This window comes from Paenibacillus tianjinensis, assembly GCF_017086365.1.
Lineage (GTDB): Bacteria > Bacillota > Bacilli > Paenibacillales > Paenibacillaceae > Paenibacillus_AQ > Paenibacillus_AQ tianjinensis.
In genome coordinates this window covers 631,879-645,923 of record NZ_CP070969.1, presented here as the reverse complement: position 1 = coordinate 645,923, position 14,045 = coordinate 631,879, and the positions used below count along the sequence as shown (strand labels likewise).

The 14,045-nt window shown below is 49.3% G+C and carries 9 protein-coding genes; 2 read left to right on the top strand and 7 right to left on the bottom strand.

The genetic code is table 11. The annotated features are described in order from the left end of the window. Positions 1-133: 133 nt before the first annotated feature. The 7 genes from JRJ22_RS02815 to JRJ22_RS02785 form a co-directional block, all read right to left on the bottom strand. Positions 134-4,570, bottom strand: a complete 4,437-nt coding sequence (locus tag JRJ22_RS02815) for a coiled-coil domain-containing protein (RefSeq protein WP_206103140.1) — start codon at positions 4,568-4,570, stop codon at positions 134-136. Beyond that, a complete protein-coding gene (locus tag JRJ22_RS02810) occupies positions 4,554-5,309 on the bottom strand; it encodes a DUF6063 family protein (protein WP_206103139.1) in 756 nt (251 codons plus the stop codon). Before JRJ22_RS02810 ends, JRJ22_RS02815 begins: the two co-directional genes overlap by 17 nt. Then, on the bottom strand, positions 5,296-6,825 hold the full coding sequence (locus JRJ22_RS02805) for a replicative DNA helicase (protein WP_206103138.1): 1,530 nt from the start codon (positions 6,823-6,825) through the stop codon (positions 5,296-5,298). The genes JRJ22_RS02810 and JRJ22_RS02805 overlap by 14 nt, the downstream gene beginning before the upstream one ends. Next, positions 6,813-7,865 carry a Wadjet anti-phage system protein JetD domain-containing protein gene (locus JRJ22_RS02800; protein ID WP_206103137.1) on the bottom strand — a complete coding sequence of 351 codons (1,053 nt, stop codon included), beginning with the start codon at positions 7,863-7,865 and terminating at the stop codon, positions 6,813-6,815. Before JRJ22_RS02800 ends, JRJ22_RS02805 begins: the two co-directional genes overlap by 13 nt. A 441-nt stretch (positions 7,866-8,306) precedes the next feature. Next, positions 8,307-9,023 (bottom strand): M24 family metallopeptidase, encoded by a 717-nt coding sequence (locus tag JRJ22_RS02795; protein WP_206103136.1) that lies wholly within the window; start codon positions 9,021-9,023, stop codon positions 8,307-8,309. Positions 9,024-9,091: 68 nt separating this feature from the next. Then, on the bottom strand, positions 9,092-9,229 hold the full coding sequence (locus tag JRJ22_RS29620) for an HAD family hydrolase (protein ID WP_206103135.1): 138 nt from the start codon (positions 9,227-9,229) through the stop codon (positions 9,092-9,094). A gap of 768 nt (positions 9,230-9,997) precedes the next feature. Beyond that, on the bottom strand, positions 9,998-10,135 hold the full coding sequence (locus JRJ22_RS02785) for a terminase small subunit (protein WP_206103134.1): 138 nt from the start codon (positions 10,133-10,135) through the stop codon (positions 9,998-10,000). 333 nt (positions 10,136-10,468) lie between these two features. On the opposite strand from JRJ22_RS02785, the gene JRJ22_RS02780 reads away from it, so the two are divergent. After that, complete coding sequence (locus JRJ22_RS02780; protein WP_232381012.1) at positions 10,469-13,465, top strand: OmpL47-type beta-barrel domain-containing protein; 2,997 nt, start codon at positions 10,469-10,471, stop codon at positions 13,463-13,465. Between the two features lie 95 nt (positions 13,466-13,560). Continuing rightward, positions 13,561-13,896 carry a helix-turn-helix domain-containing protein gene (locus JRJ22_RS29515; protein ID WP_332461363.1) on the top strand — a complete coding sequence of 112 codons (336 nt, stop codon included), beginning with the start codon at positions 13,561-13,563 and terminating at the stop codon, positions 13,894-13,896. Positions 13,897-14,045: the final 149 nt, after the last annotated feature.

The window sequence follows — 14,045 nt, the reverse complement described above, 5'->3', positions numbered from 1 at the left end:
AGTCGGCAGAACCCTTGATTTTACTGGTTTTTTGTTGTTCGCATTTCGTTCTATTCGGGTTATTCAGGGTGGTTGGGGATACAGTTTATCCCCAACCTATCACCGTTTTAACGCCAATCTAAGAACAATTATATTAAAATAACTCCACCTGGGCGACCGATCCCAGGCGCTCGATTGCTGCTGGAGCGTGGTCCCGGAAATAGGCCTGGTTGATGGCCTTTTCCTTGGTCATGACCTGTTTGCCGGAGCCTGCCGTTTGACGAAGCCTGCAGCTGAACACAATCGGGAAGTAATCCTGCAGGAATTTGCCTGCCGCATGTGCAGTAAGGGCAATAATCTGGAAGCCAAGCTGCTCCGCAATAAAAAATACAGGGCTAAGCACATGGTCGCTGGAGGCCTTGCCGAACGGATTATCCAGAATCACCGTCCGATGCCGCTTCATTCCCGCCTGAATATGCCTGCGCTTCTCCGCCGTATAATTTAGCAGTCCAAGGAACAGGGTCATATTCTTGCTCCATTTTTCCCCGCCGGACCAGTTGTTGGACTGCTCCCAAGAGTAGGAGGCACGGGTTAAGGTGTTCTCATTCGTCACCTTCCGGCAGGTGACCTTCATGGCTTTATCCTGAAGAACGACCTGAAGCAATTGCTTGGTTTCCAGCCATTTTTCCAGGTCTCTCTTCACGGCAGCTTCCTGCTCCAGACCTTCGCCATTGCGATACTTATCATTCTCCAGCTGATCCAGTATCCAATCCAGATGCTGACGAATAGCGCCCTTCCCTTCCTGCTCCTCCCATTCCGGAATGCTGAAGGAGTAGATGGACTTCCACTCGTTCTCCACCTTGACCCTCGTTTTGTTTGGAATATCTCTTAATTCCAACGTCACCTGCCTGAGATGGGAATGGAGGTGGACAATGTACTGCTCCAGCTCTTGATTATGCGTACGCATGGTTTCCTCGGCAATATGATTGGCTCGATGAATCCGGGTCTTCATGGCCAACTGGAAGGATACGATTCCGTCATAGGATCGTGCCTGCTCCACGCCTTGCTCCGCCATTTCCCGAAGCTTGACATCCTTAATCATCTTGCGGCAAAATGCTTTGAACCGGTCCCGGCCTTTGTTCAATATCTCCCTTTCCAGCTCCACGGCCTTGTTGCTGGCATCCAGCCTTTGCAAAGTATCCTTCACAACCCGCTTGCGGTTGTAGCCGAATTCGGATACCGCCTCATCCGTCAATACTGCGGGTGTGATGGCAGGGTTCTCAAAGCCGTGCATTAGCTTATAAGGCGTTAGCTCTTGAATGACGTCCCTGATATCATACAAGTGGGACTTCATCCGGGTCTCCAACTGTTCGAGACCTTGTTTCTCTGTTAGCAGAGCGGCGTCTTCCATCGAGATCCTCTCCGCAATCTTCGATAACGGCTCCATAAACATGATGGGTGCTTTCGCCGAATGATTCTCATTGTACTGTTTGAGGAGCAGATCGGTCACCGACTGCAGCTGGACACATTCGGTGTCCACCCTGCTGTATTCCTCCGACAGACGTTGCACCCTCATCTTGCGGTCTTGTATGCGCCCGAACAGCTCCTCCATGAGCTGCTTGCCATGCAGCGGGAACTCCCGTTCCTCCGACAGATGGGAATGCTCCAAATGCAGCCGATTCATTTCCCGCTCCGCTATAGCCTGCTTCTCCGAAGCTGATCTGCGTTCCAGCTCCAGCTCGCGCCTGCTCTGCGATATGCGCTGACGCTGGAAATACAGGCTCTCCCGTTCCACCTTCAAACGCTCCAGAGAGGCTTCCGCCTCCAGCATGGGATAGCGGGTAACCTCCACGAACAACTCTTGAGTGCTTATCCCTCTTCCTTCATCCTCCACAAGGCGAAGCTCACTCAAAAGATGCTTTTCCCGCTGCCGTCCCGCTTCCATCACACGCATATGTCGGTTGATTCTGTTCTGTAGTCCTTCTCTTTGCTCCTTGAGATGCTCCACATCCTTGCGAAGCTCCTCTACTTCTCTGCCAAGCGCCGTATATTTCCGCCCTTGTTCAATCCAGACTGCGAGCTGGTTCAGTTCATCCTTCTGGTCGCTGATCCTTCGTGTATTCGACTCCTGCATGACTTCCAGTTGTTCAATAGAGGTGCTAATCCTGGAGCTTTCCTGCTCCAATTGCCGGAGCTTCAGCTTGAACTCAGCTAACTGCCCCTCCGCCTCTTGAACCTGCTCTAAAGGGTATTCGGCAAGGTAGCTTGTTACCTTCCCGATGATATCCTCCCAGCGTTTGATTTGGCGCTCTTGCTCCATTCGTTCCAACCGGGTGCCGTCGGCAGCCTGAATAGCCGTTTGCTTCCACGCTGCGAACGCTTCCCGTTTGACATTGCTGCCCCAATGCTCCGGCTCCACCCATGTTCCCCATTGGGAGCCGGATGTCGTCCGGTCCAGCGCAAGGGTGGCCGCCTCGCTGGTCGAGATGACACGAACCGGGTATTGAAGCTGCTCCGCGTAAGCCTGCAGCTTCTGACAGAGTGCAGCCTTCTCATGCTCTACCGCAATCAGCGTCACCGGCCAAAGCGATTGCGCCTGGCCCTGCAGCCCTTCTAAAGAGAAGCCCGTATCCTCCAAATATTCCGTACCTGTTTGGAGCACCGTAAATAAATTAACCCACTTCTGAACCAGCTTCTCAAGGAACGGGTCCGCAACAAAACGCTCCTGATCCCCGTAGTCGTCTACCAGACGGAATGCCAGACGCTCCTTCTGCAGCAGCCGCTCCTTGTCGCTGTTCAACCGGTCCAGGTCTTCCGCCAGCTGACGCTCGATGGAGGTCTGGCGGTCGTAGACCGATTGCAGCTTTTCCCAGGCTGGACGGATCGCCTTTAAACCGAGCAATAGGCTCCGATGGGCCTCAGTCTGCTGATTCTTGCGTTCCTCCAACCGACTCAGAAGGCTGCCGTGCTCCCGGATTTCCTTCTGCACCCGGGATAACTCATCCTTCTCCTGGACCTTCCGGGCGGCCAGCTCCTTGTTCGCCTGTATCAGCGATACATTACTCTCATCCAGCTCATTCTGACGTTTCATCCAAAAGGCAAGCTTGTCCTCGACATTCTCCAGATCTGCGTTAGCCAGGATCATCTTTCGAATGGAGTCCCGCTCCTCCGTTTTGTGAGCTTCCTTGGCTTCCAGCTTCAACAGCCCGTCTTCCAGTCCTCTAAGCTCCGACTCCTGCAGCTTCATCTGCTGTTCATCCTTATGGAGCTTACTTTGGATCTGCAGGCACTCCTGCTCCAAACGCTGCTTGTCTGCCGTCAGCTTCTCCATCGCCGCATGCAGCAAATAAGCGATTTGTCCGCTGTTGCGTGCCCAGGCCTCGTCCAGTTGGCGTTCATCCATCGTAGACTCAAGCTGGTCCAGCTTGACCGAAGCCACCCGCTCCTGCTCCGCGGCCAGCAGCTTCTGACTCCGGTAGTCGGCGAATTGCAGTGAATAATATTCCAGCTCCGACGCATCCAGCTCTTCTGCCGCCTGATGCTTATCGTCCTCCACCAATCCCCGCTGTTGCAACGCAGCGTCCAAGGCTTGCTTTTGCTTCGCGATATGAAGAGAATCCTTGATTTCAGTAAGCTGTACCTTGCGTTCTTTCCACTTGTTCGTCTGCTCCTCCAGCTTCAAGAGCTCCGCGTGTTGAGCTTCCTCCTGCTGTTGGGCGGTCTGCCAATAGGTCTTCGCCTCGGATTGAATGAGCGAATAGGCAGATTGTCGGTCGCGAAGCTTTCCATAGGCTTCTACGTACCGGTCCAGCTCCGCCAGAATGCGCTCATTCTCCTCCACCTTCAGCTTCAGCTCCTTATACCGCTTGAAGCCGTCTCGATGAGTCTGGAACGCAGCGGCAAACTCCCCTTCCGAATAACCGGACATGGATGCCTCCACTACCGGGATCAGCAGCCGGTCGAAGAGCAGTGTCGTGGTCTTGCATTCATCAAAAAAATGTTCAATCCCGCCTTCGGATTGATTAATCTTGGCCATCCATTCCCACTCACCGGAAATAATATGAAGCTGCTCCTCCAGGTACTGATGGTAACTCTTAATGGTCGAAAAAGTATGCGCGGTAACCCTCTTGCTGCACATGGACTGGTAATAATCCTGCATCTCGCCCTTATCGGCCGGACGTTTCTGCCCCCCGGTCTGTCTGACAAAAGGGATGTCATCAATCCCATCCGCATCATGAGCCGGGTAATCGTAAACATAACGAATGGAATCCAGTCCCGCTGAATTCGAATTCAAGAATAACGTTACACAGGTCACGGCGTATCTGCGCGGGCGCTCATGGAGAATCCATTCAATGGCAATATGGGCAGGACCATTCGTAAGGTTAAGAGTCTCCTTGACCTTTCTTCCGGCCAGTTCGGTATGGGGCAGCACGGCTTGCAGCGCCGTCTGGATGAAGACCGTCTTGCCCCCGCCGTTCTCAAGCAGAATGGCTCCATTATGCCCGTCAAAATGAAACGTCTCGTCATTATATCTTTTGTTCCCATCTTCATATACAACGTTGGTAAAACGGATTTTAGAGATGGCCGGCATCCTTCGCCCCCTCCTTCCTCACATGCTCGAATTGATAGAGAAATTCCAATACGCCGCGGTTATACTCCAGTTCCATGAAATAACGCTGCACCACGATCTTCGCTTTTTCCGTCAAATTGATCTCCTGATTCCCGATGTCCTCAATCAGCTCTTGGGCCAGTAGGAATCGCCGGACCATATCGATGAAGCTGATCCGGCTGATCGTATTGCCGCTCTGACGCTGGGCGGTTTCCTTCACATCATCCATGGCCTCCCACTTTTCGACGAGTGCCGTCCAATGATAGGAGAACTCTTTTTCCAACACCTTAAGCTCCTCTTCCGGGAACTGCTTCAGGATGGACAGCCTTTCGTTCACCAGCTCCGTCCACTCCTCCAATCTGATGAAGCTGCGGGTGGGCTCCACCGAGTGATAGCTGTCATAGAAAGCCCCAATAAGCACAATAATCGAAACATACATCAAGTAGATGTCCACGTTCACCGCATTCGCCCGCATGTAATGGCGCTTAATGAAATCATTGCTTACATGGAAGGGGGACAGCCTCGTCTCCGGCATCATATAGAGCTTCTCTCCCGCAACAATCGTCACACAGTCCACCTCACGCGCAAACTGATCCACAAGTCCCCGTATTTCGTCATCCGCTACATATTGCTGCAGCAGCTCCTTGTCTGCATGCCCATCCCTAGCCAAGTTCGTGTATATTCGAAAAGCTTTCATCACCGTTGCATTATCTAGTGCCATCTTCATCCTCCTTCCATGAAGCCACCATATTCTGTATCGTGAATCGCTCGTTCACCTTGACGAGCTCCTTGGCTTCCTCCACAATCAAAGTCCGGTTACCCAACAGCCCTAATACATTTTCCAGCCATTGATTGCGGGCCAGGTCGCTGTCTTCGATCTCCGTCCGCTCTGTTCTAACGGGGCTGCGTTGATGAAGGATGAGCCAGAAGTCATAAAAAGAACGCCGGACCAGCAGCTGCCCCTGCCCCACTTCCCGGATAACCTCCGCCATATCGGACAGCTTTGTGTGTCCTTCCCCTTCCAATAGTCGAAGTAGCCATTCCATATATTGAAGGAAGTCCTCTTTTCTACCCTCTGTATAAGCGTCAGACGCTTGCTCACCGTCATAGTCCATGAACCGGTTGTCACCGGTTGCTCCACTCGACTCTTCCTGGATATTCTGCTCCGCCCATACCGTCAGAAGCGACCATTGCTTTGGCTGCTCCACCAGAAGAAATGGCGCCACAATTCCCTTCATGCTCTCAAGCGGTAGCGGCGAACCGAAGATCAACGAAGCAACGTCCTGTTCGAAATTAAAGGAGTTCAGCCCGGTATAATAGAGAGATTCCTTCGCAGCGGTTAAGGCTTGAGCCTTAAGCTCCATGCTCTGACGGAATAGAACCGTATGCTCCCCGTGAACGATTTCCAGCTCATTGGCGATTCGAAGAATCAACTCATACGGCCTCTGCTCCTTATTCCTCGACGTTTCCGCATGAATTCGGTCCTTCACATCTCTTACAAATTGCCGCAGCTCCTCAAATTCCTCATTTTCCCGATACAAGCGAAGATAAATATCCTCTAACAGCGATTTGTACCGTGCAAACGTCTCCTCCGATACAGTGTTGCGCTTGATTTCATGCTCGAGCTTCTGCATCCGGTCTTGAAGAGACTCTACGTCTACACGCATTTCATTGATTTGTCTGAGGGCCCCATCAAATTCTCCCTTTTCCAATTGCTTGCGGAGCACCAGTTGGTGGATAGATAGCTGAAATTCCATATAAAACTCTTTCGTAGCAAAAACAAGCTCCAATCCATCCTCATCGAGCGTGTAGTATTGGGTGTTGGTCTTCAGGTCAAAGGCATGCGCCTTAATGATCGAAGTGTATACTTGCTCTGTTTCATGGTACTCCCAATTAAAAAAAGTGAAGTCCCGCTTTTTCCCTGAGGCCGGGCGAAATGTCTGAATAATCTGGCGTGCAAGCTCTACAACTTCTTCATGAGGCAGATCGTAGACATCCCGGGTTTGCTCATAGAGAAATTCTGCCAAATCCCTAACACCGGCCTTGCTGTTTCGCAGTAGCTTCTGCTCGAAGAAGTATAGAAGTGTTAGCAGCCCCAGCTCCATCATGTCAATGGGCTTCTGATTGCGGTCGGACTTGCGCTTGGATCTCAGCTCAAATAGCGGATCGAACAACGCAAGCTTCGTCATCCGGTCCCGAAACCCGGACGTGAGCTGCACCACATTTAATCCGTCCATACTGCCGACCTCCAGATCTGGCGAAGCTCTGTCGATTTAATGATTTCCTGAGGGTAATAACCGCCGTTGGATAGAGTTGTTTGAATAGTCAGTTGGATCAGCGCATCAAAATGAGATAAAAAAGCTTCCATCGCCTTCTCATCCTTGCGTTGTGTTTCCTTCCCCTGCGCATATGGCTTTTGAACACATGCTTCATAGAAGGGAATGGCCAGCCGGACCGGCTCGCCATATAAACCATTTACCTTACGGTCAAGTGCGTACCAGATATTAATGCCTTCATGGTCGATATCACCAAAATAATGAAATCGGTGATTGTTCGGATTTAAAGGAAGCTGATAAGAAAGCAGCTCAATGCTTCGGATCACCTTTTTGCCGCTGCCATAGATGAGTGAAGTGAAGGGTACCACCGGTAATTCTTGCAGCAGAGCCTGGAAAGTTGTCTTATTCTCCACAATCAAGTGGTGATGAACATGGGAGTTCGCATGCACCCCTCGCGGGTTGATGGCAAACATAAGCGGGTCCGCTACGGATAGAACCTTCATCTGTTCCCACAGCCTGATCCGGTTCAGCAGCTCCTCACCCCCGCCTTCCGTAATCCACTTCTCGTCTCCCACGAGTTCGAAGCTTCTCTCAGGGGCCGGAACCGGCTCATGGGGCATCGGGAACTCACGCAAATAGGCATCGATCTGTTCAATAAATAGCTGATCCTCCAGCCACACCTCAATAGGCAAGCTGTAATAAGCGTTTAACTTGATATTTGGGTCGAGACGCAGCTCCGCCAGTTGAAGCTCCTTCTGCAGGCTCCTATTCAGCATGCTCTTATTTATGCGGTATTGATAGACAAGCGACGGCTCCTTTCCATTGCGGCCCTGAGCCTTCACCATCTGCAGCACACCGCTCTCCTCCAGCTCCAGAATGGCTTGCGAAAGTTCTGCATAACTGCAATAGGAACCGGAACAAATTGACTCCAGCTCCCAGAGCGTTATGGTCTGTTTTTTATGTTTGATCAGAGAATCCTCTACTTGTTTCTTAATATCCATAACTTCTCCTCAATCTTTAAACCAGCCTATTAAATCTATTATACCAAAAGCAATGCTAATCGCCTGAGTAGGATCAAACTACCAATATGACAAAAAACCGTCTATTTCCACAAGAAAGTGAAAATAGACGGTTCGATGTCCACTTATAGTTTTAGTAACTGCTCACGATTTTCCATTCCCCGCGGGATTGGTTTATCTCCTTAAGCAATTCTTTCTTTCCCTCAATCTGGAGTTAAACTCCCTGCAGCCTCGATAAGGTCGGGATAATAAGAGAACTCGTTCTCATAACGACATGCACACCTCTTTATTCCTGATGACCCCGACAGTTTTGAGCCTTTTATCGATTTGCCATATCAATTTCTAATATCTACGAGTGCCACACATACCAATAAGACAACTCATGCTAATAGGTCTGCCTTTGTTGAACAGAATGACTCATTCCTATAAAACAAGTAATTCTCCATTACGGAAATAATAAATATTCTCCCGTTTAAAGCCATACACTCCATTTCTGTACTTTATATGTGGCTCAAATGTAAATAGTGATCCTTCACTAAGCTTCATCTTATTCCCCGACTCAAAATATCTTCTTTGATCTATATTGAATTCGATTGTGTGCCCCAAGTTTCCAGAAAAATCAAGATTAATATAACCAAGTTGTTGTATAACCTCATTCATATATAAATAAACTTCTTCAAAAGTCATGTCAGGTCTTACAAAATTAATAAATACTTTATGGAGTTCCTTTTCGGCGTTAATTCCATGTGAAAATTCTAATGCAGATTCATTTTTGGTTTTTGCAAGTGCGTCTTCAGCAATAACATTTCCATCGAGCACTATTAGTGTTCGTGCATAGTCTCCCCAATAGGCGTTAATCTCTGGACTAAGATCGATGGTCACGATATCATTCCTGCCGACAGATATATCCGAAGGCGTATATCCCTTACCCGACTCAGAAATGATTGTTCTCTTTCCAACGTGTACAAATGCCCCTACACCGTGATACCAAAAACTATGACTCCCCTTATTTCTCATGATCTCTTCGGCTCTACAAACGATTTCCTTTTCCGTTATGCCTTCTTTAATTATCTCCTGTAATTCGCTTATGGTAGCTTTAGCAATCGATTGAACGTAAGTATACTGTGACAAATGTTCCACAATAAAACCTCTTTCCTACACCTATCTAATTAAGATTCTTCCTTTTGCTTAAATATCTTCCACGTTGCTTAAGCCGTGGCAACAATAATATGAATTCCAGAATCATAACATCTTTTAACAGTCTGATAATTTCTAGGTGATATGGATTTGTCACTGCTGAGCAACGTTCCATCCAAGTCTAATACAATTGCCTGTATGTCCGGCATCTGCAGCTCTCCTCACAAGTAAAACTGATTGAGCAATAGATTAGGCTTAAAGGGTCGGTCGGCTACCTCTCTCAGAAGGGAGGAACAGTGTTTGAAGCAAGATGCTTACGCTAACCTTTGGTTCGCTTATCGTAGCGTTGCTGTCCAATAAACGCAGATAGACCGCCCCCTCTCGCAAAGGTATGCGGTCTATCTGTCGTGTCCTGTTTGTTGAGGCCTACCGCCCTTAAAAGCGGCTATTGCATGGGGAGTCGTGTTGACGCACGGCTCCCTTTTGCATTGTACGCTTGTTCTGCCTTTACTATACCACAAATAAATTAATAATGTAGTAACGTACAATTACTACGCTACTTTACTACATTTAAAAATCCAAGTGGGACTACACCGAACCGGTTGCTCATCAGTTAAAGCCGAGGATTAAGTCAAGTACTCGCTCCGGTGACAACACAAAACCGCAGGGAAGTCCGTTTATATCTTCGCTTTCATGCAGGAGTGCATGGCTCTTCGTGAACCAAGACGAAACTGATCGCTTTCATTGAGCCAACCTACCCATATTCCAGCCTTACGCAGGCCTACTTACACATGTAAAAGTAGCGGACAACATGTTGTTCTCGACAATAGCACAGATACACTGCCACCCTGCCCGAAATGCCATGAAACCGAGTATAGACCTTAGGATTAATCTTAGTTCTAGATAAAAAGAGCTCCGTAGCGCCCCTCTTTGGCTATATAGAAATGCTTCATAAAATAATATCACCTCATTTGGGATCATTTAAGACTCTCCTTCTGTATAACTACCTGAACTGAAGTTTTCTGAAGCAGCCGATACCCCTGCTGCTCAGCCGTTTTGGCGCTGTAGCCTGCCTGAATGGCTGCCTGCGTGACGTTCGATCGGCCAGGTATCATTTCTATTTCACAGATTATACTTCGAGACTTCAACTTCCTGGCACAAAAGTAATATTGGCAAATCATATAGACAAAGCCACCGACTCCACATGTGAGTAAGCAGAGTCAACATGCTATCCATTGTTGCGAACACTACTCCAACTCCTACGTGGGTACCCAAAATAAGTAAACAAATGATAATGGATGTAAGACATGTATATTGTGATAAAAGACGTTACCCTCTATAATAAAAAATGAAAGCGCAAACATAAATCGTTTGCGTGTCAATTCCCGAATATCGATGCGGGTAAGCCTTGGGCGCAACGGATCGAAAAAAAGGAGGATAATAATTTTATGCTAAAACGTTTTGGCAAAGTGCTTGCGTTTCTCTGTTGCTTGGTAATGGTGGCGTCGCTAATGTCTGCCAGCATTGCCGCCGCCACTAACAACACCGAGAACGCAGAAGTACATGATGACGACCTCAGTTCTACAGCTGTTACAAGCATGGCAGCGAATGAGACGCCGACCGCCATGTTCGGAACTCCCGAACTCGGGTCAAACGACCCCCTGTGGAACCTGACAATGGAGCATCTCATCAACAAAAGCAATGTTCCCGGCGACCCAAGACCCCATGCCACGGGCACAGCCAGAATCCTATGGGACCACAACTACCTGTATGCCCGCGTAGTTGTGGAGGACAGCAATCTATATCAGGGAGCCGGCGGAGATTACCAGTACGACAGCCTGGAGTTTTATGTCGGCAACGGATCCGGAGGCTCAAACCAATGGCGTGTCAGCGCGACGGGCGTGTTTTCAGGGCAGTCCGCTCCTGGCAGAGCTGCGTGGACCCAGATCACGGATACAGGATATATCGTGGAGATGAGAATACCCAAAGGAACCTTGACCTTACAGGAAGGCAAGCTTACCTTTGAGGTCTATATCAATAACTCGACGGACAAGGGCGGTGATCGCTATGAAGTCGTTTCCTCTTTCGGAGTTCCAGACGCGGCTTATTCCAGCGATGCTTCATTTAGAGACAGCCTGCAGCTCTCTTCAGCCAATGAAGTGGACACCCGATTCTCAATCACCGCCACGGCGGGACCAGGCGGTGCCATAACGCCGAACCCACCCGGCGATGTTCTGAGACTAGATAAGGGCTCAAGCAAAGAATTTACGTTTACCCCCGATCACGGAAAAATTGTGGATACCGTAACGGTAGACGGCGTGGCCGTGACTCTATCCGCTGGCACTTATACCTTTTTAAATGTTGAAGCTAACCATACCATTCACGTGACATTCAAAAACGATCCGGACGCATTGCTGCTTCCCTTTATCGTATGGAATGACAACTTCGCCCGAGGCGAGTATACGACGGCTGTCATCATTGACTTAGGTGACGGGAAGGCGGCGTTAGGCTCCGAGCTTGATCCGGGCTTGTTTACCGTCTCGGCTAGGAACACGACTCTGAACGGCGACTCGGTGACCTTCGAAGGGACGCGCAAGATCACAAGGGTATACGCCAACGACGAACCAAAGGTACGCGGCTATTTGGGGACGGTAAGCCATTCACCGGATTATCAGGACGGACTGGCAAGCGGCCGTTACATCGTAGTTGAGTTTGAGTTTTATTCAGAGAGCGGCGGCAATATAACGCTGGATGGCAGCAGTAACTCGACAAAGCAAGTTTACAACATCGTCCAAAACGACGGGATCGAACTGACAGAAGGGAGTCCGCTTCGCAACGTAGTTTTTGAACAGGAAAAAGTTGTGAATCCGATCCTTGACAAGTTTACAACACCCACGGGCGATTCGGTCAATCGCGCGCTCTACCTTCAAAAAGATGGCAATGGTAATGTGGTGCAAGGATTGCCGCTGTATGTCTATACCCACGGCAGGTCACGCGGCGGCACCAACGCTGCAACAGACCAAAAAGCGGCCATGAAATCAGCCAACGGCTCGGTCGCTCTAATGAAGAAAATGGAGAAAAACCCCGAAAAATACGCCAGCCACATACTGAATATTTCCTATAATGGCGTATCTACTCCCTCCACAGCCAATGTTAAGAAGGTTATAGACGACCTGGTTGCCAGCGGTGCAGTAGACCCTAACCGTATTTACGCGGCGGGCTTCTCATGGGGCGGCCTGTATACGAACAGCTTAGTTAACGACTACCCCGGCTTCTTCGCAGCCGCCGCACCTATGTCTCCGGTAAACGGATCACCGAACGCGAGCACCAACGCCGCTCACACCGAACTGGCCTATTGGATGTTTATAAATGCTAATAACGTTGGAATATACCAGACTAACCTCACTACCTTCATAAACACTAATATGCCGAAAATGGTCAACGCAAGGGCTTCGCGTTTTGAGAGCAATGAGGCTCTTACGTGGCCTTACAATCAATTTGATCAGCCGACTCAGAGGCCGAATCCGGCTAATACACCTGTCCTGGCTGATTATATAGCGCACGAGGTCGAAGCTGCGGTTCTTTACAACCAGATAACAATGGGGACTTGGAGCATAGCTCCCACAGCACAGTCCTCTAACTTACCTGCTTGGAACAATGACTACACTGACGTCTTTGATTGGATGTTCGCGCAGAGAAAAACACCTCCTGTAACGATGGATAACGCCCCAACCGGGTGGCAGACCCATCCCGTGAACGTAGTCCTTCAAGCGACCGATGCGGGCAGCGGAGTTGCTTCCACGTACTACAGCTTGGACGGAGGAGCCTATACCACCGGCAATTCTGTATCGATTTCATCGGAGGGGATTCACACTCTTCGTTACTACAGCGAGGACCAGGCAGGCAACAAGGAAGCGGTGAAGGAGAAGATCATTCAGATCGATCTGACAGCCCCTACTATTACGATGCCTGACATCTCGAAGCTTCTGATTAGTGATGCTCTGAACTATCCGATTGTGGCATCCGATGCAACTAGCGGCGTGGATTCGGTATCCGTCACATGGGACGGTAAGCCTTCCCCCCAATTAATTACAGCAGCACCATTGAGTCTATCGCTCGGTGTACATTCCATCGTCGTGAAAGCAAGCGATAAGGCGGGAAATTCCGTTACGGTCACACGTCACATAACCCTTTATATGGAAATCGCGCATCTGGACTCGTTGTTCCAAACAGGCAGTGACAACGGCTTCATTACGAAACCTGTTCTGCTAAACAGCCTATTAGCGAAGGTGAAGCAGGTGCAAGCGGCCGGCAACGACGCCAAGAAAACAAGCAATGCCCTGAAAGCCCTTAGCAATGAAGTACGTGCCCAGACGGGGAAAGGACTGGAGTCCGGTTATGCGGCGTTAGTGCAAACTATCCTTCAGTCCTTAGGCAACAAATAAGCTAGGGCAGCAGTGCCACGTTGCAGAAAAAGCCCGCATGCGGTATGAAGTGCACCCCTTAGAATAGACATTGGAATAAACCCCTGGTTTATCCGATGAAATCTAAGGGGTGCATTTTTATGGTGAAAAAAGGACAAAAGTTCACAACGTATTCATATGAGATAAAGCTTGAAGCTATACGCCTACACGTTAAAGAGGGATGGACCTATCGCAGAATCATGGAGAAGTTTAACATTCCTGACCGACACCGGTTGAAAGTATGGATGCGGAAGTACCGGGAACTTGGCGAGCTTGGACTGATGGATGGGCGGGGAATCCCTAAGGAATATGTGAATCAGGATAGTCAGATCCAAAGGCTAATGCGGGAGAACGAGATGCTAAAAAAGTGCTTGGAAATCTGGATGCAGGAGATGAAACGCAGCGGTATATAACGATTGATAGAGTAGCAAATGAATATCCAGTTACTCAGCTTTGCAAAGTTTTTGGAGTCTCCAGAAGCGGATATTACGCTTTTCTAAAGCGCAAAGCATTCGATCGGGACCGAGAAGATAAGGAACTCGTGAAGAAGGTCTATACGCAC